The organism is Streptomyces sp. NBC_01803, assembly GCF_035917415.1.
Classification (GTDB): Bacteria; Actinomycetota; Actinomycetes; order Streptomycetales; family Streptomycetaceae; genus Streptomyces.
The window spans coordinates 3,365,263-3,391,133 of sequence record NZ_CP109073.1 but is presented as its reverse complement, the minus strand read 5'-3'; the positions used below and the strand labels follow the sequence as shown (position 1 = coordinate 3,391,133).

Below are 25,871 nucleotides of genomic sequence, written 5' to 3'. Positions count from 1 at the left end.
ATGACGTCATTGATGTCGCCGGAATGACGCCTTGAACGACGTCGCGCTTACCGCAGTCGAGCCGCCACGCTAAGTGGACCCCGCAGCCGGTGGGACGGCCCGGGGAATGGCCAACGCCACAAGGAGCGCCGACATGGATCACAGTAACGGCAAGGACCACGCAGCCGCAGAGCCACCCGAGTGGCTGCCCTCGGCTGAGGAGGGTACGCAGGCGGTGCCGTGCGGGAAGTGGTTCGATGCGGTGCGGGTGCCGCAGCGGAACGGGCCGTTCGTCCTGGCCCGGCTCAACCGGGCTTCCGGTCCTGTGATTCAGGGGCCGGTGAACTGGTTCTGGCTCATCGGGCCGGGCTTGGGTGACGACTGGAACCTTCCCGCCATGGCCGTGCTGGGCATCGGCAGCCACATCGCTGTTCCGCCCGCGAACAGTACGGCGGCGCCGCTGCCGCGCTGGCTGCTTGCCCCGGTGGGCGACTGCCTGACCGATCCCGAGCCGCTGCGCTCCGCCCTGACCGTGATCGGCATGCCGGGAGTGCGGCATGGCTGATATGCAGCCATCTGACAGCTTTGAACAGCAGTCATGTCCGCACCTCGGACAGCTACGGGACATGACGAACCGAGCGCGGTTGTTGCCGTGGCCGGGTGAGGACGGCGGTCCCTGCTATCTCTCACCCGAGGGTGAGGGCGGGGAGCTGGCGTCTTTGGCCGACCAGACGGAGGCCGTCCAGCTTGCGGCGGGTGCCGAGGTGCTGGGTTACTTCCGGCCGAAGCTGGATGATCCGGCGGCGTCGGCGGAGGATCTGCGGTTTGCGGCGAAGCAGCTCGCTCGGTGCCTGTGCACTGTGTTGCGGGTGGCGGAGAGTCGGGGCGGGCGGCTTGCGGATGGTGAGCTGTCGTGAGCCATGCGGTGATCCGGGGTGCTGAGTGGGTGCTGAGTGCTGAGCGGGCGGAGGGTGCGCCGGATGGTATCTACGGCGCTGAGTGCCTGTGGTGTGGTGAGGCGTCGCCGCTGGTGGACGACGATTCCAAGCCGGTGGGGATGTGGGCGCTGGATCATGCGCTGCGGCTTGGGTTAGATCACGGTCAGTTCCTGGTGACGTCGCAGCGGCACTGGCGGGTTGACCCGGTGGTCCCGGCTGGCGGTGCGGGGCGTCCTGTGCGTGAGCGGCTGCCTCGGGCTCATGCCCGGCCGCGCGGGGGTCTGCGGCGGCTGATGGTGCGATTCGCGCGATCAACGATCGGCTGGGTGGTGGCGGTGTCGGCGCGGTTGCTGCCGGGACTGTCGTCCGGTATCGGCGCGGGCCGTGGCCGGTCGTCTGCTTCTTCTGCTCCTACACGGCCGACTGGAGGTTGACGGCCCTCGTGGCCGTGTGGGCTGGTGGTGTTCCCGACCGGACAAGCCCCGAGTAGTGGCAGAGGTGTCACGGCCTGAGCGGACGCGCTTGGGTGCTCCCGCCCCGGTCCGCCCCTTGACTGGGGTGTCGCGTGCTGCGCGGTGAGGACATCATCATGGCTCCGTCCATCCGGGCTTCATTCCTCTCGCCGGATGGACGGGGCCTTTTTTGTGTGTCCGTGCCGGGGTTGAGCAGGGGCGTGTCGGCGGGGAGCGGGAGCGTGGCCCGGGTGTGGGTCGGCCGTGGCGGTTGGTCCGGCTGGATCGTCGTGGGTGGCTGGTCCTGGTGCTCACGGGGGTGGGCGCGTCGGTGTGGGGTGGCCCGGGGCCGTTCGGCCGGGAACGGCCGAAGGTCCGCATGCCCGGCCGAGGGCGGCACGGGGGCCGCCCGGCGCGTCGGTGGACGCGCCCTTGAGTAAGTGAAGAAACTTTGGACCGCCCGGATTGGCGGCTGTCGGTGGCCGGGTTGGTGGCGGGGTGGCCGGTCGCCTGAGGGGCGCGGCGGTGAGCGGACACCGGGCCGGGGATGGCTGAGTGATGACCCTGTGGGCGCGGTCCGTTGGCCTTGGTGGGCTGGTTGGCTGGTGCCGGGTGGCTGGTCGGGAATTCGGTTGTTTGGCCGGTTATGGCGGCGCATTGTGGTAGGTGGCTGCTGTGCGGGTGGTGGTCCGCCCGGTGGCGGTGGCGGTGGTTGCGGGTGGTGATGGTGGGGGCGCGCCGGCCGTGACGGTTCGTGGTCATGGCCCCGGTTCTGTGCCGGGGTGTGGTGAGGAGTGGTCGTCGTGTCTGCGTCTTCGGGTTCTGCGAGGGCTCCACCATGCGGGGCGCTGTGAGTTGGACGGAGCGGGATCTGCTGCGGCTGGTCGCTGATCCGGGTTTTGAGGGGTGGCTGGCTCAGATCCGGGCGACGGGTGGGTGTGAGCACCCGGTGTATGTGGCGGGCCGCAAGAGTGTGGTGGACGGGGCGACGGGGGAAGTGCTGTCGCACGTGGACACGGCCGGTGAGCCCGGGGGGCGGCTGGCGCTGCGGTGCGGCAACCGGCGGTCGGTGGTGTGTGAGCCGTGTGCCTACCGGCATGCGGGCGATACCTATCAGGTGGTGCGGGCGGGCCTGGCTGGTGGCAAAGGGGTGAGCGCTGGTGTCGGCGGTCATCCGAGGCTGTTCGTGACGCTGACGGCTCCCGGCTTCGGGCCCGTGCACCGTGCGGGCCGGTGTCACGGGCTGGGGCGGGCGTCGTGTGAGCACGGGCGTCCGCGCGGCTGTGGCCAGACGCATCGGGATGGCGCGGGGGTGGTGGGCACGCCGTTGTGCGGGCGGTGTTACGACTACACGGCTCACGTGCTGTGGCACGCGCATGCCGGGGAGCTGTGGTCGCGCACGATGCGGGCCGTGCGTCGGCAGCTCGCGGCGCTTGCGGGTATTTCCCGGTCGGGGCTGGGCGATGTGTTGCGGGTGTCATTCGCGAAAGTGGCTGAGTATCAGAAGCGAGGTGCTGTGCATGTTCATGCGGTGTTACGGCTCGACGGCCCGCAGGGGCCGGAAGATGATCCGCCCGGCTGGGCGACGGAAACCGTACTTGCGGCGGCGGTCCGCACCGCCGTAGGCGCGATGAAGGTTTCGACTCCGTACGTGCCCGGCGTTGGCGAATTCACGGTTCGCTGGGGGCGGCAGCTCGATATTCACCCGATACGCGCGGTCAGCGCGTCACCGGTGGACGAGAACGCCGTGGCGGCGTATGTCGCGAAGTACACGAGCAAGAGCGTGTCGGATAGCGGTGGCACGGATTTCCGGGTGGGGAGCCTGGCGGATATCCGGGCGCGGCGGGTGAGCGGGCATGTGCGGGCGCTGATGGCAGCCTGCTGGCGGCTGGGCGGGATACCGGAGCTGGCCGGGCTGCGGCTGCGGCACTGGGCGCACACGCTCGGGTACCGGGGGCATGTGCTGACGAAGTCCCGAAGGTATTCGACTACGTATAAGGAGTTGAGAGAGGAAAGACGGGCGTTCGTCGTGGACGCGGGAAAGGAAGGGGGAGGGAGTGGAGAGGTCAGGGGCGGAGCCGTGGCCGTGGTATCGGATATCCGGTACGTGACGGCCGGGCACTCTCTGGCGGAAAGGGAACTGGCGCGGGGTATAGCGCTTGATGCGGTTACGAACAGGGCGGCGGCCAGAGACGCGGACCCGTGCGCGGGTGGGCGGGCGGGGCGCCCCGGCCATGAGTGAGCAACAGGAGCACGGGGACGAAGAGCCTGCGCCGGAGACGCGGGAAGAGTGGCTGGACTGGCAGGCGGCACGGTTCGTGAAGCGTCTGGGGCCGAGGAGCGCGGAGCAGCTCGCGCGGCTCCTCGGCCGTGGGTCGGACGGTTAGGCGGCGAGATGCATGTTGTTGGGCTCCACGTCGATCCGCTTCAGGTCGAGTCCCCGGCCCCTGCGGGTGCGGGGCTTGACGATGACGGCCGCAAAGAGGTGCTGGTAGATGGCGTTGATCCGCTCGTAGTCCCCGGCCTGTTCGAGGGCTCGCCACGCGGCGCGGGCGTTGGGGCCGGTGATGCCCTCCAGGACGACGACGGGGCGGGTGATCGTCACGCGCTGGCGGGCCTTGATACGGTCGCTGATCCTGCGGCGCATCGCCCGGTACTCCGGGGTGCTGATCTCCTTCGCGGTCCACATCTCATCCAGCTCGGTGAGCTGCCGCTGATCGGCCGCGTCGGCGTCGGCGTCCACCTGGGACACGGGCATGACGGACATCGGACGGCCGGAGACGTCCAGCCCTTCCAGGACCTTGATCGCAAGATCCCGCATGAGCCGTTCCAGTGCTTCGGCGGAGATGGTGACGGGGCAGCGCTGGGTTCCATTGCGCTGGGAGCGGGCGCACCGGTAGATGTGCGTGTTCCGGGTGCTGCTGCTGCCTCCCATGCGGGAACCACAGGTGCACGTGACGATTCCGCGCAGGGTGTAGAAGTACCTCTGGGCGCAGCGCTGCTTCTCCTGCCGTCCCCGGTGGGCGCGCTTCTCCTGGGCCTCCTGCCACACACCGGTATCCACGATGGCGGGCCATGCTCCCATGCGGATCGGCTCGCCGGGCTGGCTGATGATGCCCGCGAGACGGCGGGAATCCAGCATGTTCCGCACGGTGGACGGCTGCCAGTCCTTCCCCTCGGCGGTGGTCTCGCCCCGCTCGTGGAGTATCCGGGATATCGCCACAGCGGTCTTCCCGTCGAGATACAGCCGGAATATCTCTCGGATGATCTCCGCCTCGTGCTCCACAATGGTCATTCCGTCGCGTTCGTATCCGTACTGGCGCCTGCCCGTGTGGGGCTTTCCCGCGCGGCGGCGCTCGGCGTAGGCGTCCTTCACACGGCGGGAGGTGTCATCCGAGGAACGGCAGGCGTGGGCCACCTCGATACGCAGGATGAACCGGTCATCGGGGTCTGACAGGTCCCGCCGGTTGGCCTGGCCGTGTAACGTGACGTGCTGGTTGTCCGCCACGGACAGCAACTCTTCGAGGTCGCGCGGCTGCCTCATCAGCCGGTCGGGGTGATACACGATCACGTGCAGGTATTTTCCCTCCGTCATGTCGGCAAGGAGCTTTTCCCAGCGCGGTCGCTTACGGTTCCGCTGCCACGCGGAACGGTTGTTGTCCTTGAATACGCCCATGACACGCAAGCCGAGCCGCTGGGCGACTTCACGGCAGAGTTCTTCCTGCCTGTCCACGCCTGTCTGGTCCTCGTCGTCGGCCTTCGAGATGCGGCAGTAAATCGCGGCTTCTTCATTCTGAATTTCCCTCATATAAATACTGTACGGCCGCAGATAGGCAGCCCTCGACTGCATTCCCGGTATGAAGGGCCTCACCACCGCCGGCGGCCTGCTCGCGATGGCGCGGAGCGTACCCGGCTTGCTCAGAAACGTCACGGGCAACCTCGGGCGTCTGGCCAACTCCGCCCGGGGTCTGGCCACTCGCGGCATGACCACGATCGCCCGTGGCTTCGACGGCGGCATGCTCAACGTCGCCGGGGCCATGCGCGGTCTCGGCAACAGTAGGCCGCTGACGGATGGCGTGATGAGCGCACTCCGCAACCTCAATCCGCAGCTGTCGCGCCGGACGTTCACTTCCGACCAAGGCCATTACTACGCCACTCGCGTTTTCGAGGGAGGCCGCCCGGACGGGCAGACTGTTTTCGCAGGTCACGGATTTCTGGAGCGCGGAGCGGGTGATTTCGTCGTGCCCGAGGGCACGTCGATCGCGTTCTACGCCGATCACGGCGAAGCCCTGCACGGGCTCGACGGAGTGGCGGTGGAGGGTGGCGTCTATCCGGGTAATGCGGTGGAGGTGTTCCGCAGCGGTGACGTCATTCCCAATTACACCCTCGCCGCGCCGCAGAGCCCATCGGGAGGTTTCAGTGTGTTCGAGAGTTCGACCACGGTCGCCGACCGCACAAGGCTGAGTGACCTGCTCAGCTCGAACATGGGAGACGTCCACTGGGCGGCCTGCCGGGAGCTGAAGTGACACACGTTAGGATTCCGCTGTGATCGACGGGACTTACACGCTCGCGAAAAACGCCTGGGTGGGAACGAATGCCGCCCTCGTCGTACGCAAGGACGACTTGGAGCCGCAGGCCGTCACCGAACGTCTCGGCGTGACCCCCACGGGGACCCGTATGCCGGGGCCGGATCGCTGGCGACCGGGCGGGGACGAGGCCGGGCTGTGGCTCTTCGAGTGTCACGAGACACGCAAGAGCCTGCCAGAGCAGGTGGACGAGGTCCTGGACGCCTTCACGGCCAAGGCCGACGAGCTGCGCGCCCTCGTCGATGAGGGTTACAACGTGACGCTTACGCTCTTCGGCTTCGTAGGCGACGGTTCAGTGGTCGAGTTGTCATCCGAAGCGACCGCGCGTATCGCCTCGCTCGGTATTCCCCTGGAAGTCGGCATCAGCACCAGCGAGCGTTAGGAGCAGCGGCCATGGAGAGCAACCAAATGCAGTGGCAGTCGCTCAGCGCGGCACTGGAGATCACCAAAAGCGCCCTGGATCCGGCTTCCCTCGGCGAACGGCTGGGCACGGACATCGACTCGCTGTCCGCCACCGGGGACGACCTTGAGGGAATCTTCGATGAGCTTCTTCCCAAGGTGACGCCCCTCGCGAGCGAACTGACCGCCCTGCGCGCGGAAGGCTACCAGGTCCGGATCGACATCAAAGGCTGGGTGGAATCCGGTGCCCGCCTCACGGTCCCCGCCGGCGTGCTGGCACAAGCAGCTGAGCTCGCGCTGCCTCTGTCCTTCACCACACAAGCCAACGTCTCCACAGAAACCGAAGACTTCCTCTCCTCACTGGGCGGGCCTCCCCAACCCGAAGAGAGCTGACTTCTCCCGCCAGCCCGAGGTCGGATGTGGCTGCAGGCGTTGAGCCACCCTTCCCCGATCGACACGCGTACCAGAGCCCCGTGGCACGCGCCCCGGACCACCCCGGCCCGCCTGCCGGGCCGCGGTTCGGCTGGCTCCGCCCGCAGGACCGCACCGTGCGCCGGATCGCCAACCACATAACCGTCCGGCGGGCCGTTCATCGGGGAGGCCCGGGACGCGGATGGTGCGCGTGCCGCCGGGGGGGATGGACGGCAGGTGGATGACGTTGCTGGACATCAGGTGCGGGTCGGGGCCGAGATCCCGCGCGGCGGTGGCGTGGTCAAGTGCTGGCACGGGCGCGCTGGTGTCGGACCTGCTGTCCGCGCTCGCCGCCGAGGCGGAGTTCCACCGGCCGGGGATCGGTGACCGGCTCGCCCCCCGTGTCGTGGATCTCCTCGCCGTCCCCGTCATGGAGCTTTGTCACGCGGAGACGGAAGAGGAGACGGCCGAGAAGACGGCGGACGCGCCGACGGCCGGCACTGAGACGCTGGCACGGATCCGGACGTTCAGCGAAGAGCATCTGACGGACCCGGACCCTGCCCCGGACCCGTCACCGGAATCGATCGCCCGCGCGCACCGTGCTCGGTGAGGACAGCTTCCGTGCGCTCGCCCTCAACGCACCTCCGCCGCGCGGTCATAGCGTGGCGTGCGGCGGCGCCGGAGCGTTCTTCGCTGGTGCGTCGACGCGCCGCCCCGTACACCGCCTGACACCGAGGAGAACCCCGTCATGACGACCTCCGCCGCCCCTTCCGCCGCCACCCCCACCGTCGTCCTCGTCCATGGCGCCTTCGCCGACGCGGCGAGCTGGACGGGGGTCATCGCCGAGCTGCGGAGCCACGGCGTTGCCGTGGTGGCTCCGGCGAACCCGCTGCGCGGACTGGCGTCCGACGCCGCGTACCTCGCCTCCGTGGTCGCCCAGATCGACGGGCCCGTCGTGCTGGTCGGGCACTCCTACGGCGGCGCGCTCATCACCGTCGCCGGCATCACGGACAACGTCGTCGGCCTCGTCTACGTCGCGGCCTACGTCCTCGAAAAGGGCGAGAGCCTCGGCGAGTTGCAGGGCCGCTTCCCTGACTCCCCGCTGGTGAGCAGCCTGAAGCAGTGGACGTACCCCGTCGCCGGTGCCGACCCCGCCGTCGAGGTGACCATCGCCCAGGACGCCTTCCCCTCGATCTTCGCCGCCGATGTGCCCGCGGACGTCACCGAGGTGCTGGCGGTGGCCCAGCGCCCGCTCGCCGCCGAGGCCTTCACCGAGCCGGCCGCCGCTGCCGCGTGGCGGACCAAGCCTTCCTGGGCGCTCGTGGCCGGAGCGGACCGGGGGATCGACCCCGAGGTGCAGCGCTTCGGCGCGGAGCGGGCCGGGGCCACCGTCCTCGAAGTCGACGGCGCCTCGCACGCCGTCGCCATCTCCCGGCCGAAGCAGGTCGCCGGCCTGATCCTCGACGCGGTACGCGCGACGAGCTGACCCGGCGGCACACCGGCCCCGCGGACGAGCGCGTCTCGTCCGCGGGGCCGCGTTCGCACGTCGTGGTCGCGGGGCGGAGCGGTCAGCCCAGGGCGTCCAGGGCGGCCCCCACGGCCCGGTGGAAGGTGGGGTAGTGCAGATCATGTGCCGGAGGCGCTTGACGGGCACCTCCGCGTGGACGGCGACGGTCAGCCCGTACAGCGCCTCCGGCACATGATCTGCACCCCCGGTCGGCGTCCTCGACCAGCTTGATGAACCCCTCGTTACCCGGTCCGTGCATCCAGCCGCGCGTGGCGGCGGCAATCGGCAGCAGGCTGGTGCGCACCCGCGAACGCTGGTCGCGCGCCTGCCGTTCCGTGAGTCCCACGGCCGCGTCCGCTCGCCGCCGAGGCGGAGTTCCACCGGCTACCACGCCGCCGTCGCACCGACCGCTCTCAGCACTGTCCAGCTCTCGCCCGATACCCGGATCGTCATCGGCGCCTGATTCGGCCCGGCGCGGATCGCGAAGCCCCGGCAGACTCCTTCGGCGGCGGTCCTCGTGATCGGCGGGCGGCGCTCACGTTGTCCTGGACGTTTCGTCAGGAGCTCGTGAGGATGACGAGTCGCTGGGTCGCCCGGGTCATCGCGACATAGCGGTCGACCGCGCCTTCGATCCCCCCGCCGAACGCCTCCGGGTCGATGAGGACGACCAGGTCGAATTCGAGCCCCTTCGACAGCTCCGGGGTCAGCGACCGGACGCGGGAGGTCGGCCGGAACGTGGGATCGCCGATGACGCAGGCGATCCCGTCGGCATGCGCAACGAGCCAGGTGTCGAGGATCGAGTCCAGATCCGAGACGGATCCGTGTACGACGGGGATGTCGCCGCCGCGGACGGAGGTCGGCACATTGGCGTCCGGGAGCACGGCTCGGATGACCAACTCGGCTTCCGCCATGACCTCTTCCGGCGTCCGGTAGTTGATGCTCAGGGAGGCCACGTTGATCCGGTTGAGCCCGATCCGCTGGAGCCGTTCCTGCCACGACTCCGTGAACCCGTGCCTGGCCTGGGCGCGGTCCCCGACGATGGTGAAGCTCCGGGACGGGCAGCGGAGCAGCAGCATCTGCCATTCCGCGTCGGTCAGTTCTTGAGCCTCGTCCACGACGATGTGCGCGAACGGGCCGGCGAGCAGGTCCGGTTCGGTGCCGGGCAGTGCGGTCTCGTCGACCAGGCTGTCCCGTAGGTCCTGTCCGCGCAACATCGTCACCGCGCCTTCACCGTCGTCATCGGCGTCGAGCAGATCGTCGATGACGCCGGCCATGCGCTCGCGTTCGGCGGCGACAGAGGCGTCGTGCCGGCGCTTGCGTCGTGACGCCTCCGGGTCGCCGAGCCGCTGCCGTGCCGCGTCCAGGAGCGGCAGGTCGGACACCGTCCATGCCTGGGCGTCCTCGCGCCGCAGCTTCCGAACGTCTTCGGGGCTGAGCCAGGGAGCGCACATCCGCAGGTAGGCGGGTACCGACCACAGGTCTCCGACGAGGTCAGCCGCTTCGAGCAGCGGCCACGCGCGGTGGAGGGTCCCGATCAGCTCACTGTCGTGCAGCAGCGACCTCCGGAACAGGTCGGGCGAGACCTCGCCGTCGTACTTATCCATCAGGATCGTGAGCAGCTCCTCCCAGATCTGGTCGCGCGCTTCGTTGTGCGGAGTACCTGGTCCCGGTGCTTCGAACGCCTCGGCCCAATCGTCGGCGCTCAGCCAGATGTCGGACCAGGGGGTCGTGACCGTCATCCCCTCGGTGGGCGGCTCTTCGTAGAACCTGACGGCCGTCTCGATCGCCTTCACCATGTTCGAGGACGACTTCAGGAGGGCCACGTTCGGGTCGGTCTCGATCGTTGCTCCGGCTCCTTCGGGGACGAGGTCCCGCAGGGTGCAGGTCTGCACGCCCTCCTCTCCGAGGCTGGGGAGGATGTCGGCGACGTAGGCCAGGTAGGGCTGGTGCGGACCGACGAACAGCACGCCGCCCCGTCGGTGACCGAGGCGAGGGTCGGAGTAGAGGAGGTAGGCGGAGCGGTGCAGAGCGACGACGGTCTTCCCGGTGCCCGGACCGCCGTCGACGACGAGAGCGCCGCGGGATCCCGCCCGGATGATGGCGTCCTGGTCGGCCTGGATGGTGGCGAGCACGTCTCGCATCCGGGTCGAACGGTTGCTGCCCAGGCTGGCGATGAAGGCGGACTGGTCGTCGAGCGCGGCGTGTCCTTCAAGCCCGTCAGCGGTGAACACCTCGTCCCAGTAGTCGCTGATCCGGCCGCGGGTCCAGCGATACCTGCGGCGGCTTGCCAGACCCATCGGGTTGGCGTGGGTCGCCGCGAAGAACGGCTCAGCCGCGGGGGAGCGCCAGTCGATCAGCAGCCGACGACCCGCGCTGTCGGTGAGGCCGAGTCGTCCGATGTACATGGGCTCGGGGTGGTCCGCGCTGACGATGTGTCCCAGGCACAGGTCCAGACCGAAGCGACGCAAGGCGCGCAGCCGACCGGTCAGCCGGTGGATCTCCATGTCCCGCTCCATCGCCTCCCGGCCAAGGCCGCCGGGCGCCTTGCGCTCGGCATCGAGGCGGTCGGACAGCTCGGCGATCGCCTGCTCAAGGCTCTCCGCGATGGCCGCGAAGTGCCGCTCGTCGTCGGCGATCAGCGTCGGGTCGGCCTTGGGGGAGAGCTGGACGGGAAGGTCGAACGCGCTGGACGTCAGGGGGTTCATGTCACCAGCTCCGTTCCGGGGTCGCTGTCGCGCAGTCCGGCGGCGCGCACACCCGCACTTCGGCGCCGAGTGCTCGCAACCGTCGCACGAGTCCCACCACCGGCTCGACGTCACCGCACGACCCATAAACCGACAACAACACGCGCACTTCGTGCATCTCCCGTTTCCGCAGGGTCTGGCCTTGGCCAGCGATTCTGCGGCAGGACCCGGGTCTTGCCGCAAGCCCCCCGGTGCGCTATATGTTGAGAGTGGCAAGGAGTGGGCATTCTCGTGCCCTTCCATGTTTCCCTTGATCAGTTCCCTTGATCAGTTCCCTTGATCGTCCGCTGCGGATCGCGTCACCTCCGTCGACAGGCCACCGCACGGTCCCCCATGGGCTACTGGGCCGCAGGTCAGGACAACCCCGGCCCCGACCGGACAGCCGAGCGGGGGCCTGGAAGGCGCGTCGCGTCGACCTGCTCGCCTTGTTCGACGGAGAGCCACGGCCCGACTCGGCCGGTGATCTGGTCGGCAGAGGCCCGGCCACATTGATCCACACGCCCTACGCCTTCACCCGCCTTGATGGACACGGCCTCCTGCCGGAGCGGAACGACGCGCCGGCGGGCAGCCGGTGGCCGTTCGCGAACAAGCCCGCGGGTAGATGACCCCTCGCACGTCGTTGAGCCCGAGGCCGAGGCACAAGGGGTGACCGGGCGTCCCAAGACGCTGGACCGCCTGTCCCGCGACCGTGACCCGGCAGGCGAGTTCGGCCTCGTCGGCCGCCGGCATGCCGCTCGCTCTCCAGGGTGATCACGGCGTCGACGTAGGTCTGCGGTGGCATGCGGCGGACCCCCAGCCATTGCTTTCGAGGCTGGCCGTCGGCTGGTCCGGACGCGCGTTCAGCGGGGAGCGGCGAGGCGCACGGCTCCGCCGAAGTCGAGGGCGTCGACCGCCCCGTCCCGGGCGGTACGCCGCACCGGACCGGCCCCGGGCCCAGCCGCCGGCTCTCCGGGCAGCATCGACCGCGGCACGGGGGTCGGGCCCCGCCATCACGGAAGTACGGGTGCGGCTCGGTCAGCACGCGGTCACCCTCGCGGCCGGCGTTGTCGGGCGGGCAACGGATCTCCGCGCGCGAGCGCTGACCGCCCCCGTTTCGTGATCCGGGTCACACTTGAGATCGCGTCGTCACACCCGGGGAGGCCCAGCCGCTCTCAAGGTGCGATCGGAAGCCCGGCGCGACGGAAGGGGGCCCACGGTGTCCGAGTCCACATCGGACGCGACGGCGACGGAGGTGTTCGCCGTCCATCGCGGGCTGCTGTTCTCCGTCGTCTACAACATCCTCGGCAGCGTCTGCGACACCGAGGACGTGCTGCAGGAGACCTGGGTGGCATGGGCCGACCGCGTCCGGTCGCCCGGGGGCGAGAAGATCGCCAACCCGCGCGCGTACCTGGTGCGGATCGCGGTGAACCGCGCGCTGGCGCGGCAGGAGAGCATCAGCCGCCGCCGGGAGACGTATATCGGGCCCTGGCTGCCCGAGCCGTTCGTCGCCGCCGCGGGCGGCGGCCCGGCGGACGCGGCGGCCGGTGACGCCGCCGACGCGGTGTTGCGCGCCGAGTCGGTGTCGATGGCGCTGCTGGTCGTGCTGGAGTCGCTCACCCCGCTGGAGCGCGCGGTCTTCGTGCTGCACGAGGTGTTCGGCTACGCCCACCCCGAGACGGCGGAGATCCTTGGCCGCAGCCCCGCCGCGATACGCCAACTCGCCCACCGTGCCCGCGAACACGTCCAGGCCCGGCGGCCTCGCCACGAGGCCGGGCCACGGCTCAGGCGGCAGGTGACCGAACGCTTCGTGGCCGCCGCCGCCGGCGGTGATCTGCGGGCGCTGATCGAACTGCTGGCGCCGGACGTGACCTTGGTCGCCGACGGCGGAGGCAAGGCCCCGGCCGCCGGCCGGCATCCGGTGCACGGTCGTGACAAGGTCGCCCGCGCCCTGGCCGCCGGCGTCGGCCGTTTCCCCGATGGCCTGGACATCCGCTACCGGCGGATCAACGGCGCCCCGTCGGCGGTGTTCTTCCGCGGCGACACCCTCTTCGCCGCGCTGACCCTCGATCTGAGCCCCAGCGGCGAACAGATCAGCGGCATCTACCTGCTGTCCAACCCCGACAAGCTCTCCCACCTCCACTGAACCGACAAGCCAACGGAGCCTCCCCATGTTCGCCGCATACGTCGCCGTCACCGTGCTGGCCGTGATCGCCAACGCCTTCTCGGCCTCCATGGACTTCGTCCGCCACGAGCGGGTCCTCGTCGTGATGGAGAAGGGACATGTGCCCCCGTCGTGGATGATCCCGCTGGGCGCCCTCAAGGCGGCGGGCGCGCTCGGCCTGCTGGCCGGCTTCGCCGTGCCGCTGATCGGAACGGCCGCCGCGGCCGGCCTCGTGCTGTTCTTCCTCGGCGCGCTCGTGGTCCATCTTCGGGCCCATCACTACGAGTTCGGCAACCTGTCCATCTTTCTCTCGCTGGCCTCGGGCGCGCTGGCGGTCGGCCTGGCCCACCACGGAGCGTGGTGACCGGCGCCGGCCGTCCGGCGGCGCCCGCCCGTCAGTCGCCCCGCGGGGGGACTTCGGCGGACAGCGGCGGGGCGATCCAGCGGTCGGTGCGGGCGGTGGTGGAGGTGACGGCGCCTGGAGCGCGATGTGGGCGGTGGTGCGCCCGTGTCGGACGGGACTGTCGTCGATGATGTCGTCGTGGACCAGGGCGGCGGCGTGGACCAGCTCCACGGCGGCGGCCACCATGACCATCTCGCCGCTGTCCGGCTGGCCGGCGGCCCGCCAGCCCCAGTGCCAGAAGGCGCCCCGCAGACGTTCGCCCTCCGCGGTGACCTTGCGCAATCCGTCGGCGAGGGGCGCCAGTGCGGCGTCGATGTCGAGGAGCAGCGCCACCTCCTCGTCCACGAACGTCCTCAACTCCCCGTCGATGCGTGGCTTCATGAGGAGGTGCTCGGGCAGGTCCTCAGTCATCGGACGCGCCGGAACGGGCGGCGGCGCGCCGTCTGGCGTTCCCGGGGCACCTCGCGGCACACCCGCTCGTGGCCCGCCGCGCCCACGACCGTACACGGATCGAATGGAAACTCGAACTATGAGGGCAGGGCATCCAGGAGCCGACGTGTGAACGGGTGACCGGGAGCCGTCAACAGGGTCGCCGCCCGCGCCTGTTCCACGACCCGGCCCTCGTCCAGCACGGCGATGTGGTCGGCCAGGCTCGCGGCCACCGCCACGTCATGGGTGATGAGCACCAGCGACGTCCGCTCCTTCAGGCCCGCGAGCAGCGTGCGGACGCCCTGCCGGGTGACCGGATCGAGCCCCGAGGTGATCTCGTCGCACAGCAGCACCTTCGGCCGGGCGAGCAACGCACGGGCCAGCGCGGCACGTTGCAGTTCACCACCGGAGAGGCCGCCGGGCGGGCGGGCCGCCGTACCGGCGTCGACGCCCACGGCGGCGAGCGTCACGACCGCCTCGTCGCGCGCCACCCCGGGAGCGGCGCCGCGGAGCCGCACGGCGGTGCGCGCGATCTGGTCCAGCACCGGCCGGAATTCGTCGAACGACGCCCGCGCGTCCTGGAACACATACTGCACGGCGGCCAGTTGCCCCCGGTCGCGACCGCGCACACTGCGCGGCAGCGCGGTCCCGTCCAGGACCGCCCGGCCCGACCAGCGGCGGTGCAGCCCGGCGAGACAACGGGCCAGGGTCGTCTTGCCCGAGCCGGAGCGGCCGACGACCGCGAGACACTCCCCCGCGCCCAGCGTCAGCGAGGCGTCGCGCAGCACGGTGGCGCCGCCCCGGCGCGGGCCGTGCCACGCGGTGAGCCCCTCGACGCGCAGGACGGCCCCACGTTCCCTTGACCGCCGCGGCTGAGGCCCGCGCTCCGGATCGGGGCCGGGGCCGGGGCCGGGGCCGGGGCCGGGATCGGGATCGGGGTCGCGTTCGGCCTCGGGGCCGGAATCGGGGCCGGAATCAGGGCCGGGGCCGGGATCGGGGCCGGGGCCGGGATCGGGATCGGGGTCGCGTTCGGCCTCGGGGCCGGGGCCGGGGCCGGAATCGGGGCCGCGTTCGGCCTCGGGGCTGGAATCGGGATCGGGGCCGGGCAGCGCGGCGGCCAGCAGCCGCGCGGTCCACGGATGGCGGGGCGCCGCGAAGATCCGGGCGGCGGGCCCCGACTCCACGACCCGACCCGCGTTGAGGACCACCAGTTCGTCGGCCAGCTCCCGCACCACGTCCAGATCGTGGCTGAGCAGCACCACCGCGACGCCCCGCGTCAGCACGGCGCGCAGCTCCGCCACCACCCGCTGCCGGGTCAACGGGTCCTGTCCCGTGGTCGGTTCGTCCGCGACCACCACCGGCGCGCCCGACAGCAGCGCCTGCGCCAGGACGGCGCGCTGCTGCTGGCCGCCCGAGAGCTGGTGCGGGTAGCGGCGCACCACCCGCTCCGGCTCGGGAAGCTGGGCGGCCCGCAGCGCCGCCGCCACCCGGTCGGCGCGCTCGGCACGGCCGCCACCCGCCTGCCGGGCGATGTCGCCGAGCAACGCCCCCGCCCGGCGCGCCGGGTTGAGCGCGGCGGCGGGCTGCTGCGGGACATACCCGGCCCGGCCGGTCACGGTGACCGTGCCGGACACCCGCGCCCCGGCCGGGTATTCGCCCAGCAGCGCCAGCCCGGTGGTGCTCTTGCCGCTGCCGGACGGCCCCACCAGCGCGGTGCAGCGGCCCGGCCGCGCGGTGAACGAGACGCCGTCGACGACGGCCCGGCCACCGATCTCGACCCGCAGATTCTCAACGCGCGCCACGGTCACGGTCGTTTCCCTCCCCTCGCGGGCCTTGCCAGCCCGGCGTCGAACAGCAGATTGGTGCCGGTGGTCAGCGCGACGATGAGCATCGCCGGGACCACCACGGCCCAGGGCTGGACGAACAGCCCGGTCCGGTTGTGGTCCACCATCACGGCCCAGTCGGCGGCGTCCGGCGCCACGCCGACGCCCAGGAACGCGGCGGTGGCGACCAGGTACAGCGTCCCGGTGAGCCGCACCCCCGCGTCGGCGGCCAGCGTCCGCAGCGTCGAACGGCCGACGTAGCCGACCGCCATCCGCCACCAGCTCTCGCCCTGCATCCGCATCGCCTCCACGGCCGGCCGGGCCGCCGCCTCCGCCGCCGCGGCCCGCACGATCCGCACCGTGTCGGGCACGTTGATCAGCGCGACGATCAGCGCCAGGCCCACCGGCCCCGGCGTGAACAGCGCCGCGGTCATCAGCAGGAGCAGCAGCGACGGCACGGCCAGCACCACGTCCAGCGGCCTGATCAGCAGCTCCTCCAGCCACGTTCGGTGCGTGAGCGCGGCGGCCAGCCCGATCGGCAGCGCCACCAGATACGCGGCTGCGGTGGCCGTCACGGCGGTCAGCGCCACCGAACGCCCGCCGAGCAGGACCTGCCGCCACACGTCGCGGCCGGTGAAGTCCGTGCCCAGCCAGTGTCCTTGGCCGGTGGTGAACGAGACGCCGCGCGGCGCCGGTTCGCCCGCGAGCCACGGACCGGCGACGGCGAGGAACAACGGCACGGCCACCAACGCCAGCCCCAGCGCCGCCTGTCCGCCTGCCGGCCGGCCGAGCCGCCTCACGCCGCCACCCCCGCGCGGGGCGCGAACCGGTGCGTGACCATGTCCGCCGCCAGGTTGAGCAGCACGGTGACCACGCCGAAGACCACCGCCAGCCCCTGCACCACCGGGATGTCACGGGCGGCCACCGCGTCGATCAGGACGGTGCCGAGGCCGGGGATGACGAACAGCGCCTCCACCACGATCACCCCCGACAGCAGCCAGTCGCAGGTCCGGGCGAGCTGCTGCGCGGCCGGGGCGACAGCGTTGGGCAGGGCGTGCGACCAGCGGATCCGGCCGCCGGGGACGCCGTACCGCCGGGCCTGCGCCACATACGGCGCGGCCATCGCGTCGATCATCCCGGCCCGGACCAGCCGACTGATCGAGCACACCGGGCGGGCCAGCAGCACCAGCACCGGCAGGACCAGCACGGCCGGCTCGGCGAGCAGGTCGGTGCCGTGCCCGACCGCCGTGGGCGGCAGCCACCCCAGCCGCAGCGCGAACACCACGATGAGCAGCACCCCGAGGGCGAACTCCGGGATCGCGTACACCCCGAGGGTCACCGCGCTCACCAACCGGTCGATCAGGCCGCCCTCGTGGCGGGCGGCGAGCACGCCCAGCCCCACCGAAAGCGGGACGAGCAGCAGCAGGGTGAGGCCCGCGAGCAGCACGGTCGGCCCGATGGCGTCCGCCAGATAGCCGGTGACCGGCCGCCCCGACACGAGCGAGGTGCCGAGATCGGCGCGGAGGAGCCCGGCGGCCCAGTCGCCGAAGCGCTCGGCGGCCGGCTCGTCCAGTCGCATGATCTCCCGGATGCGCGCGACACGTTCGGGATCGGGGACGTCCCCGGCGAGCGCGACGGCCGCGTCGCCGGGGAGCGCCTCGGTGAGCAGGAAGACCAGCACCACCACGCCGGCGGTCTGCGCGGCGCCGAGCGCCAGTCTCCGCGCCAGCCAGGAGCGGCGGTCGGTCACGCCAGCCAGACCCGGTCGAAGCGCGCCCAGTCCAGGGTGTTGGCGGGCGCGTCCTCGGAGACACCGCGCAGGTGCCCGGCCGTCGCCAGGATCCAGTCGGCGAAGCCCCAGATGAGGAAGCCGCCCTCTGCGTGCAAGCGGCGCTGCATCCGCCCGTACAGCGCGGCGCGTTCGGCCTCGTCGCGGGTGGACTGGGCCTGCCGGTACAGCTCGTCGAAGTCCTCGTGCCGCCAGTGGGTGGCGTTGGTGGGCGAATCGCTGAGCAGGCGCTGCGAGATGTGGGACTCGATGGGCATGGTGCCGGAGCGGGTGCAGGCGATGGTGCCGGAGTCGAGAGTGTCGGCCCAGTACGTGTCCTCGCTGCCGACGGCGACCTCGATGGTGACCCCGGCGCGGGCGGCCTGCTCCTTGAAGATCTCGGCGGCCTCGATGAAGCCGGTGGCGACCGGCGAGGTGTCGAGGGTGACGGTGAGGCCGTCACCGTGACCGGCCTCGCGCAGCAACTCCCTGGCCCGGTCGAGGTCCTGGGCGCGCTGCGGGATGTCGTCGGCGTAGTACTGATAGCCCTTGCCGAACAGGTCGTTGCCGATCTCGCCCGCGCCGGACAGGGCGCCGTCGACCAGCTCCTGGCGGTCGGCCAGGAGGAAGAACGCCTCGCGCACGCGCGGGTCGTCGAAGGGGGCGCGGTCGGTCTTCAGCACGAACCCCTGCATGGCGCTGTTGCGCAGCCGCACGATGTGTGCCTGGCCGCCGTTCTCGTGGGCGCGTGCGGTGGCCGGGTTGAGCTCGTGGGCGTACTCGACCTGGCCACCGAGCAGCGCGTTGATCCGCGCGGACTCCTCGTCGGCGATAACGAACTCCAGTTCGTCCAGGTGCGGGGCGCCGTCCCAGTAGCCGTCGAAGCGCTCCACCAGCAGGGAGCGGCCGGGTTCGAAGGAGACGAAGCGGAACGGCCCCGAGCCGACCGGGCTGTCGAACGCCGTCGCGCCGTCCGGCACGATGTACGCGCCGAACGCGGCGAGCACGTTGGGGAATTCGGCGTAGGGGCGCTTCAGGCGGAACTCCACGGTCCGGTCGTCCACCACCCGGCTGGCGTCCAGATCGATGGGCTCCAGCGACGCCTTGGCGCGGAACGCCTGGTCGGGATCGGCTATCCGGCGGTAGCTGTGGAGGACATCGGCGGCGGTGACCGGCGCGCCGTCGTGCCACTGGGCCTCGCGCAGGGTGACGGTCCAGCGGTCCAGACCGTCGCTGGGCTCCCAGCGCTCGGCGAGGCGGGGCTGGGCGGACATGTCGGCGCCGAAGTCCGCGAGCTTGTCGAACAGGGCCTTGGCGCGGGCGGCGTCGGCGAACAGGTTCGTCAGGTGCGGGTCCAGCGTCTCGCTCGCGCCGCCGCCGGCGAAGGCGGCCCGGAGCCGTCCGCCCCGGCGCGGCTCGCCTCCGTCGCCGTTCCCGCCGGAGTCCGCGCCGGAACCGGCGCCGGAGCCGCCGCCACAGGCAGTGAGCGCCAGGGCGGTGGCCGCGCCGCCGCCGACGGCCAGGACGGTGCGACGGCCGGGGCCGTCGGGGAGGGATCTCGTGTGGTCGGTCATGCTGATCGTTCCTCATTCACTGGGGAATTGGGGGAGTTGGGAGAATTTGAGGGAGTTTGAGGGAGTTGGGGGAGGTCAGGAAATCGGGGGATCGGGGGAATCGGGGTGAGCGGAGAGCCGGGCGACCACGTGCAGCCGGTCGCCGTCGGCGGTGCCGCCCGGCGCGGGCGCGCCCAGACGCCAGGGCGGGTCGGTACGCGGACCGGGTCCGTCGTGCAGCTCCAGCACGTCGAAGCCGGCACCGGTGAGGAGATGGCGCAGCTCCTGCGGGAAGAGCAGCCGCCAGGCGGAGCGCTGCTCGATGGGCGGCGAGCCGTCGTCGGCGGTCCACACCCGGCGTCGGCACAGGAGTTGCGCGGCGCGGTCGATCCACAGGGTGGTGACGGCCGTGCGGGTGACGCCGCCGTCGGTGAGCGACCGTGTCGTCGGCGCGTCGAGCAGCTCGCAAGACCCCAGGAAGAACGCGCCGTTGCGCATCTCCACGACGAGCAGGCCGCCGGGGGACAGATGTCGGCGGCAGGCCGCGAGAAACCCGGCCAGTTCCGCGTTGGTGTGGCAGTACAACAGCGCGCTGTCCAGGCAGAGCACGGCGTCGACCGTCCGGCGGCCGAGATCGAAGTCCCGCAGGTCGGCCCGGAGATACTCGGGACCCGGGTGGTGGGCGCGGGCGTGCGCGAGCATCGTTGGGGCGAGGTCGATGCCGACGACCCGACGGCCGAGGCCGTGCAGGTGCGCGGCGTCCCGCCCGGTGCCGCAGCCCGCGTCCAGCACGCGCGGCCCGGCGCCGTGGCGCCGCAGCACCTCCTCCGCCCAGCGGGCGGCGAGCCGTTCCGGATCGGGGAACCGGGCCTCGTACAGCTCGGGCCGGTCGGTGAGCAGGTTCTCGCCGCCAGTCATGGCACGGCCTGCCGGGTGGACACGGCGGCGGGACGGGCTTCGGCCGGGGCGGGCTCGGGCAGCGCGTTCCGGCGGCTCAACAGCGCCACCCCGGCGGCGGAGAGCAGGCCGACGGCGACGCAGCACAGCCACGGCAGCCACGGCCGGCCGCCGCGTTCGCCGAGGTCCATGGCCCAGCCCACGGCCGTGTTCCCGGCCGCCGCCACGACGCCGGAGACGACGTAGAAGAGGCCGAAACGGGTGCCGGTGAGGGCCTGACGGCCGAACGCGGGGATCAGCTCCATGACGAACGGCTGGGCCGCCATCACACCGAGGTAGAGCAGTGCCGCGCCCGCGAGCACCGGCAGCAGCCGCGGCACCGGCCCGCCCGGCGCGTCGCCGGACACCACCAGCAGCGGTGGCACGAACGCCAGCCCCATGCAGGCGAGTCCGGCGGCGATCCAACGGCCCCGGCTGCCACGGCTCTTGAGCGCGGTGGTGACGCGGAGCTGGAGGGCGAGGCTCGCGACCGTGCCCACCAGGAAGATCAGGCTCGGCGCTCCCTGCCATCCGGTGGCGGTCCTGGCGCCGTCCGGAAGCAGCAGGTAGAGCTGGCTCTCCAGCGTGAACATGCCGGTCATGGCGACGGCGAAGGCCAGGAAGCGGCGGTTGGACACGACCTCGCGCCAGTCGGCGAGCACGCCGGCCCGGCCGCCATCCGCCTTCGGCACCTCACGCGCGGGCAGCACGACGGCCTGCGCCACGGTGAGCGCGGCGAAGATCGCGGCGGCGGTGAGCGCCGAGGCGCGGAAGTCGATCAGCAGCAGCGCGCTGCCGAGCAACGGTCCGGCGAGCGCCCCGGCCATCGCGAACACCTGGAAGAGCGCGAACGCCTCGGCCTTCCGCTCTCCCGACTCGACCGAGATGTAGGCGCGCACCGCCGGGTTGAACAGGGCGCCCGCCAACCCGCTGAGCACGGACGCCGCGATCAGCACGGCGAGCGCGTCACCGAGCGCGAAGAGCGCGAATCCGACCGTGCGCACAGCACATCCGGCGATGATGACGCCCCGCGCGCCGAGCCGGTCGGCGGCCGAGCCGCCGATGATGAACAGCCCCTGCTGGCTGAGGTTGCGCACCCCGAGCACGACACCGATCAGCGCGGCGGACATCCCCAGGTCCTCGTCCAGGTGGACGGCGAGATAGGGAACGAGGAGATAGAAGCCGGTGTTGACGCCGAACTGGTTGACCAGCAGCAGCCGCACGGCGAGCGGGAAGCCGCGCACGGCATGGAGGGTCTTCATGTGCCGTCCCCTCCCGACCGGGACACCGGGCTGACGCCGAGGCCGGGCCGACCGGCGGCGCGGACCGTTCCGTCGGCGCCGCCGATGCCCTGCCACGGGTCGTGGGCGAGCAGCAGATGGCCGTCGAGATCGACCCAGCGGGCGCGTGCCACGAGGTGGACGGCCGGGGCGATGCCGAGCGAGGAGGCGGTCAGGCAGCCGAGCATGACGTCGGTGCCGCTGCCGTCGAGCGCGGCGCAGATACGCGCCGCCGCGTGCGCGCCGCCGCACTTGGCGAGCTTGATGTTGACGCCGTGCACCCGGCCCGCCAGGCGCAGCGCGTCGTCGTACCCGACGGCGTCCTCGTCGGCGATCAGCGGCACGGGCGAGTGCTCCGCGAGCCGGGCCAGCGACTCGGGATCGCCCGGGGCGGTGGGCTGTTCGACGGCCTCGACGCCGAGCGCGGAGAAGAGCGGCAGCAACGCCTCCGCGCGGGTGGGGGTCCAGGCGCCGTTGGGGTCGAGCAGCAGCCGGACGTCGGGGGCGGCGTCGTGCACGGCCGCGACGCGGTCCAGGTCCTCGGCCGGATCGACCGAGCCGGCCTTGACCTTGAGAATGCGGAAGCCTCGGGCCGCCAACTCGCGGGCCTGCTCCGCCGCGTCGGCCGGGTCGGTGATCCCGATGGTGCGGGCGGTGACGGCGGCCACCTCGTCGCGGTCGCCCGGATCACCGTCGCCAGCGCCAGCGCGAACGCCCACGTCAGCGCCAACGCCGTCGCCAACGCCGTCGCCGTCGCCGTCGCCGTCGCCGTCGCCGTCGCCGAGCAGCCGGTGCACGGGCCGGCCGGCGCGCTTGCCCACGAGGTCGAGCAGCGCGGAGTCGACCGCCGCCGTGACGCCCGGTGGAAAGCCGCGCGGCAGCAGCGTGCCGTTGAGCAGACCCAACAGGGCTGCCTCCGGGTCGGGTTGGCGGGCCAGCGCCGGGGCGGCGTGGCCGAGCAGGGCGTGCTTGGCGCGCTCGGCGGTCAGCCCCAGGTACACCGAGCTGACGACCTCGCCGTACCCGGCGGCGCCGTCGCCGTCCTCGACGGACAGCCACACGGCGTCGCGACGGGCCATCACCGAGCGCGAGATGCGCAGCGGCGTGCGGAGTTCGAGCGACGCGGTCCGAACGGTAATCCTCATGCTCATGCAGAACCTCGCAGCGGATCGACGACGGTGCGGCAGCGGGTCCAGCCGGTCGCCTCGACGGCGCGCGGGTGCGGGATCTCCAACGGCCGCGCGGCGGGAGCGCCTTCGGTGCCGATGCCGTGGCGCAGGCAGTAGTCGTCGTCGTAGATGGTGCCGACGTAGCGGTGCGGCCCGTCCGGGAACACCGTGGCCACCACCGCGCCGGGCCGGGTGCGGGCGGCCCACGCGGAGACCAGGGCGACCGCGCCCGTGCTCCACCCGCCGCTGACGAAGCAGCCCCTGGCCAGCCTGCGGCAGGCGTCGACGGCCTCCACCGGGCCGACCCAGTGCACCTCGTCGAAGATGTCGTGACGGACGTTGCGCGGGTGGATGCTGCTGCCCAGGCCGCGCATCACGCGGGAACGGGCGGGCTGGCCGAAGATCGTGGAGCCGATCGAGTCGACGCCGATGACGTGCAGCGCGGGCCAGCGGCGGCGCAGCGGGCCGGTGATGCCGGCGCTGTGGCCGCCCGTTCCGACACTGCACACCAACACGTCGAGGTGGTCCAGCGCGTCCCCGATCTCGGCGGCCATGGCGGCGTAACCGGCCGCATTGTCGGGGTTGTTGTACTGGTCCGGCCAGTATGCGCGGGGCAGGTCCGTGAGCAGTTCGCGCAGCCGGGCGATACGGGCGGCCTGCCAGCCGCCGTTGGGCGCCGGTCGTTCCACCAGCTCCAGCCGGGCTCCATGGGCGCGAAGTAACGCACAGACGGCGGGCTCCAGTTCGGCGTCGCCGACGAGCACCACCGGATGGCCCAGGGCCTGCCCGGCGAAGGCCAGGCCGAGGCCGAGCGTGCCGGAGGTGGACTCCACGACCGGTGCGCCGGGGAGCAGTTCGCCGCGTTCGCGGGCGCCGAGCAGCATGGCGACGGCGGCGCGAGCCTTGAGGCCGCCCGCGCCCAGCGCCTCCAGCTTCGCCCAGAAGCCGGGGTGCGGATGCGGCAGCGGCACGGTGATCCGCGCCAGGGGGGTGCGGCCGAGGAGGGCCAGCATCTCGGGCCGGGCGACGGCCTGCCCGGCCTGCCCGGTCTGCTGGCCCTGCCCGGCCTGTTCCGTGGCGATGACGGTCATGCCGCACCTCCGGCCACGCCCGCGCCCACGACGCTCGGCACGGCGTAGCGGTGCAGCACGCCGGGTCCACCGTCCAGCCAGAAGAACGGGTACGGCTCGGCCGACACCGCGCTCACCCCGGCGCCGAGGAAACGCGGCAGCACCGCGCTGCCCGACTGCGCGAACAGCACCAGCGGCTTGCCGGTGGCGCGGGCGTGGTCCAGCAGCGGTTCGAAAGTGCCGTTACCCAGTGTCATACCGGAGACCAACAGCGCATCACAGCCGTCGAGTTCGGCGGTCGCGTCCCGGTGCACGGGCTCGCCCCATTCGGTGGCGCCACCCTTGAAGTCGCATGCCACGTAGCCGGTGCCGCGCTCCCGCAGCCGCTCCAGCAGGGAGTTGACCACGCCGACCACCAGCACGCGGCGCGGCGCCGGGTCTTCGGGCAGCAGGTCCACGACGGCCCGCGCGCGGGCCCGCGACTTGCGCAGGCTGTCCCCGGCCGGCAGCGGGTACGGGCGGGCGCCGTTCTCCGGCGTGTGCGGGAGCACGTGCCCGAGATAGGCGTCCAGCGCCGCGATCCGGACGGCGGGCAGCGGATGGCCGAGCAGCCGGGCCACGTCCGCGCCCACGCAGTCGTCGAGCGTCCCGCCCGGCAGGCTGCCGGGCTCGACAGCACAGGAGCCGACCGCCCCGGCCAGCCGCAGGCTGAGGACCTCGTTCCGGTACCCACCGGTCCGGCCCCGATGCCGCACGGCCTGGCAGGTGGTGAACGCCACGGATATCCGCAGCTCCGCCGGGTCGGGTCCGAACTCCCCTGTCAACACGTGCCGTTCCAGCTCCACGAGCGACCTCACGCCGCACCGTCCACCGCGTAGCGGGGGCGCAGCCCGGCGAGCACGGCCTCGGCCCGGCCGCGCGCCACACCGGTCTCCTCGGCGGTGACCAGGGCGTGGCCCAGGTAGTCGTTGTTGCTGGCCGCCGGCCGCACGGCTCGGCCCGGCCCGGCGAGGTCCAGCTCACGCAGCCCGGGCGCCGCGACAGCGGCCTCCACACCTTCGAACCCGGCCAGCTCACCCGCCTGTTCGGGCAGCAGGAAGCCGATGGCGGCGCTGTGCACGCCCGTATCGCGCGGCGCGAGATCCGGGCGCCGGCCCAGCGCGACGTCGACGGCGGCGGCGGGCAGGTCGACGCCGGTGACGTGGCGGACCAACTCGGTGATCCGGTTGCCGGCCGGTCGCGGGTTGACCTCGATCACCCGGGGGCCGTCGGCCGTGAGCTTGATCTCGGTGTGCGCGACCACCTGGTCCAGGCCGAGCGCGCGGAGCGCGGCGACCGCCGTGTCCGCGACGCGGCGGGCGTCGGCCGGCTCCAGCGCGGCCGGGAACATGTGCCCGGTCTCGATGAACGCGGGCGCCCCGCCGACGCTCTTGTCGGTCACCCCGACCACGTGGCAGGCGCCGTCGTGCGACACGGTCTCGACGCTGAACTCGGGTCCCACCAGCAGCGCTTCGAGCAGCACAGCGGGATCGCGACGCTGGCCGCGCGCGTTGACGGGGAAGTCGCCCAGCGCCTTGTACGCCTCGGCGAGCGCGCGTTCGCCGTCGACCTCGCGGACGTACATCCCCGCGCACAGGTCAACCGGCTTGATCACCAGCGGATATCCGAGGCGCGCGGCGGCTGCGGCCGTCTCGGGCCAGTCCCGGCACACCGCGTGGGCCGGCCCCGGCACCCCCGCCTCGGCCAGCGCGCGGCGGGTGGCGTCCTTGCGGCAGGCGGCCGTCACCGCCTCCGGCGCGGCCCCCGGCAGCCCGAGACGGCGGGCGACGTGGGCGACGGCGGGGAGGTAGTAGTCGCACGACGAGATCACCCCGTCGAAGCGCAGCACCTCGTGCAGCCGCTCGGCATAAGCCGCCAGCGCGGCGAGGTCGTTGGTATCGGCCGTGAGAACGTTCCCGGCCGCGAGCAACGGATGCGGCGCCGAAGGCGGCGCCGCGCGCAGATAGTGGTGCAGATCACGGGTGAGGAACGTGAACCGGTGCCCCGCTTCCCCGATCGCACGCGGCAGCAGCCGGCTCATGGAGCCGACCCAGCTCTCGATCATCAGCAGATGTCCCACGGTGCGCCCTTCCAGTGACATGGACCTGGCCGCCGGGAAGACTATCGATAATCATTTTCATTGTCATCTGATGGGCGCTCACCCCTGCGGAAACCCCGCGACCCCGACCCCGGCCCCGGCCCCGACCACACCGAGCAGGACGCCACGGGGTCCACGCCTCACCAT

The 25,871-nt window shown here is 72.0% G+C and carries 24 protein-coding genes and 2 pseudogenes; 12 read left to right on the top strand and 14 right to left on the bottom strand.

The window, feature by feature from the left end; genetic code table 11:
* Positions 1-133: 133 nt before the first annotated feature.
* The 4 genes from OIE51_RS15285 (at position 134) to OIE51_RS15275 (ending at position 3,611) form a co-directional block, all read left to right on the top strand.
* On the top strand, positions 134-544 hold the full coding sequence (locus OIE51_RS15285; protein ID WP_326597111.1) for a hypothetical protein: 411 nt from the start codon (positions 134-136) through the stop codon (positions 542-544).
* A complete protein-coding gene (locus OIE51_RS15280; RefSeq protein ID WP_326597113.1) occupies positions 537-896 on the top strand; it encodes a hypothetical protein in 360 nt (119 codons plus the stop codon). Before OIE51_RS15285 ends, OIE51_RS15280 begins: the two co-directional genes overlap by 8 nt.
* Positions 893-1,351 (top strand): DUF7848 domain-containing protein, encoded by a 459-nt coding sequence (locus tag OIE51_RS26970; RefSeq protein ID WP_442811931.1) that lies wholly within the window; start codon positions 893-895, stop codon positions 1,349-1,351. The genes OIE51_RS15280 and OIE51_RS26970 overlap by 4 nt, the downstream gene beginning before the upstream one ends.
* 868 nt (positions 1,352-2,219) lie before the next feature.
* Positions 2,220-3,611, top strand: a complete 1,392-nt coding sequence (locus OIE51_RS15275) for a replication initiator (RefSeq protein WP_326598227.1) — start codon at positions 2,220-2,222, stop codon at positions 3,609-3,611.
* A 141-nt stretch (positions 3,612-3,752) separates the two neighbouring features.
* Here the strand turns inward: OIE51_RS15275 and OIE51_RS15270 are convergent, their stop codons facing one another.
* The gene (locus OIE51_RS15270) at positions 3,753-5,177 is read right to left on the bottom strand and encodes a recombinase family protein (protein ID WP_326598226.1); all 1,425 of its coding nucleotides are present in this window, start codon (positions 5,175-5,177) and stop codon (positions 3,753-3,755) included.
* Between the two features lie 49 nt (positions 5,178-5,226).
* On the opposite strand from OIE51_RS15270, the gene OIE51_RS15265 reads away from it, so the two are divergent.
* The 5 genes from OIE51_RS15265 to OIE51_RS15245 all read left to right on the top strand — a co-directional run bounded on the left by OIE51_RS15265 (position 5,227) and on the right by OIE51_RS15245 (position 8,251).
* Positions 5,227-5,895, top strand: a complete 669-nt coding sequence (locus OIE51_RS15265) for a putative adhesin (RefSeq protein WP_326598225.1) — start codon at positions 5,227-5,229, stop codon at positions 5,893-5,895.
* Between the two features lie 19 nt (positions 5,896-5,914).
* A complete protein-coding gene (locus OIE51_RS15260) occupies positions 5,915-6,337 on the top strand; it encodes a DUF4279 domain-containing protein (protein WP_326598224.1) in 423 nt (140 codons plus the stop codon).
* Between the two features lie 11 nt (positions 6,338-6,348).
* The gene (locus OIE51_RS15255; protein ID WP_326598223.1) at positions 6,349-6,747 is read left to right on the top strand and encodes a hypothetical protein; all 399 of its coding nucleotides are present in this window, start codon (positions 6,349-6,351) and stop codon (positions 6,745-6,747) included.
* 259 nt (positions 6,748-7,006) lie between these two features.
* Entirely contained in the window at positions 7,007-7,375 is a 369-nt protein-coding gene (locus tag OIE51_RS15250; RefSeq protein WP_326598222.1) for a hypothetical protein, read from the top strand.
* A 138-nt stretch (positions 7,376-7,513) separates the two neighbouring features.
* Positions 7,514-8,251 (top strand): alpha/beta fold hydrolase, encoded by a 738-nt coding sequence (locus OIE51_RS15245; RefSeq protein WP_326598221.1) that lies wholly within the window; start codon positions 7,514-7,516, stop codon positions 8,249-8,251.
* A gap of 82 nt (positions 8,252-8,333) precedes the next feature.
* Here OIE51_RS15245 and OIE51_RS15240 read toward each other — a convergent pair whose 3' ends face one another.
* Together OIE51_RS15240 and helR are read right to left on the bottom strand one after the other, a co-directional pair.
* Positions 8,334-8,618 (bottom strand): hypothetical protein, encoded by a 285-nt coding sequence (locus OIE51_RS15240; protein WP_326598220.1) that lies wholly within the window; start codon positions 8,616-8,618, stop codon positions 8,334-8,336.
* Positions 8,619-8,829: 211 nt separating this feature from the next.
* Positions 8,830-10,977: an RNA polymerase recycling motor ATPase HelR gene (gene helR, locus OIE51_RS15235; protein WP_326598219.1), complete on the bottom strand. Its 2,148-nt coding sequence runs from the start codon at positions 10,975-10,977 to the stop codon at positions 8,830-8,832.
* Between the two features lie 449 nt (positions 10,978-11,426).
* Here helR and OIE51_RS15230 point away from each other — a divergent pair.
* The 3 genes and pseudogenes from OIE51_RS15230 to OIE51_RS15220 all read left to right on the top strand — a co-directional run.
* Positions 11,427-11,621 (top strand): annotated as a pseudogene (locus OIE51_RS15230) (SAM-dependent methyltransferase); the annotation flags it as partial.
* A 590-nt stretch (positions 11,622-12,211) separates the two neighbouring features.
* Positions 12,212-13,138 carry an RNA polymerase sigma factor SigJ gene (sigJ, locus tag OIE51_RS15225; protein WP_326598218.1) on the top strand — a complete coding sequence of 309 codons (927 nt, stop codon included), beginning with the start codon at positions 12,212-12,214 and terminating at the stop codon, positions 13,136-13,138.
* Between the two features lie 25 nt (positions 13,139-13,163).
* Positions 13,164-13,520: a DoxX family protein gene (locus OIE51_RS15220; protein ID WP_326598217.1), complete on the top strand. Its 357-nt coding sequence runs from the start codon at positions 13,164-13,166 to the stop codon at positions 13,518-13,520.
* Between the two features lie 132 nt (positions 13,521-13,652).
* Here OIE51_RS15220 and OIE51_RS15215 read toward each other — a convergent pair.
* From OIE51_RS15215 to OIE51_RS15165, 11 genes and pseudogenes are all read right to left on the bottom strand, one after another.
* Positions 13,653-13,940: pseudogene (locus tag OIE51_RS15215) on the bottom strand (polyprenyl synthetase family protein); the annotation flags it as partial.
* A 146-nt stretch (positions 13,941-14,086) separates the two neighbouring features.
* Positions 14,087-15,790: an ABC transporter ATP-binding protein gene (locus OIE51_RS15210; RefSeq protein WP_326600644.1), complete on the bottom strand. Its 1,704-nt coding sequence runs from the start codon at positions 15,788-15,790 to the stop codon at positions 14,087-14,089.
* Between the two features lie 2 nt (positions 15,791-15,792).
* Positions 15,793-16,611 carry an ABC transporter permease gene (locus OIE51_RS15205; protein WP_326598216.1) on the bottom strand — a complete coding sequence of 273 codons (819 nt, stop codon included), beginning with the start codon at positions 16,609-16,611 and terminating at the stop codon, positions 15,793-15,795.
* Complete coding sequence (locus OIE51_RS15200; protein WP_326598215.1) at positions 16,608-17,561, bottom strand: ABC transporter permease; 954 nt, start codon at positions 17,559-17,561, stop codon at positions 16,608-16,610. Before OIE51_RS15200 ends, OIE51_RS15205 begins: the two co-directional genes overlap by 4 nt.
* Entirely contained in the window at positions 17,558-19,153 is a 1,596-nt protein-coding gene (locus tag OIE51_RS15195) for an ABC transporter substrate-binding protein (RefSeq protein WP_326598214.1), read from the bottom strand. Before OIE51_RS15195 ends, OIE51_RS15200 begins: the two co-directional genes overlap by 4 nt.
* A 75-nt stretch (positions 19,154-19,228) precedes the next feature.
* Complete coding sequence (locus OIE51_RS15190) at positions 19,229-20,050, bottom strand: class I SAM-dependent DNA methyltransferase (RefSeq protein WP_326598213.1); 822 nt, start codon at positions 20,048-20,050, stop codon at positions 19,229-19,231.
* Complete coding sequence (locus tag OIE51_RS15185) at positions 20,047-21,330, bottom strand: MFS transporter (RefSeq protein WP_326598211.1); 1,284 nt, start codon at positions 21,328-21,330, stop codon at positions 20,047-20,049. Before OIE51_RS15185 ends, OIE51_RS15190 begins: the two co-directional genes overlap by 4 nt.
* Positions 21,327-22,493 carry a mandelate racemase/muconate lactonizing enzyme family protein gene (locus OIE51_RS15180; protein WP_326598210.1) on the bottom strand — a complete coding sequence of 389 codons (1,167 nt, stop codon included), beginning with the start codon at positions 22,491-22,493 and terminating at the stop codon, positions 21,327-21,329. Before OIE51_RS15180 ends, OIE51_RS15185 begins: the two co-directional genes overlap by 4 nt.
* 2 nt (positions 22,494-22,495) lie before the next feature.
* Positions 22,496-23,530 carry a PLP-dependent cysteine synthase family protein gene (locus OIE51_RS15175; protein WP_326600643.1) on the bottom strand — a complete coding sequence of 345 codons (1,035 nt, stop codon included), beginning with the start codon at positions 23,528-23,530 and terminating at the stop codon, positions 22,496-22,498.
* A 74-nt stretch (positions 23,531-23,604) separates the two neighbouring features.
* On the bottom strand, positions 23,605-24,444 hold the full coding sequence (locus tag OIE51_RS15170; RefSeq protein WP_326598209.1) for a Rossmann-like domain-containing protein: 840 nt from the start codon (positions 24,442-24,444) through the stop codon (positions 23,605-23,607).
* Positions 24,441-25,706 (bottom strand): ATP-grasp domain-containing protein, encoded by a 1,266-nt coding sequence (locus tag OIE51_RS15165; protein WP_326598208.1) that lies wholly within the window; start codon positions 25,704-25,706, stop codon positions 24,441-24,443. The genes OIE51_RS15170 and OIE51_RS15165 overlap by 4 nt, the downstream gene beginning before the upstream one ends.
* Positions 25,707-25,871: the final 165 nt, after the last annotated feature.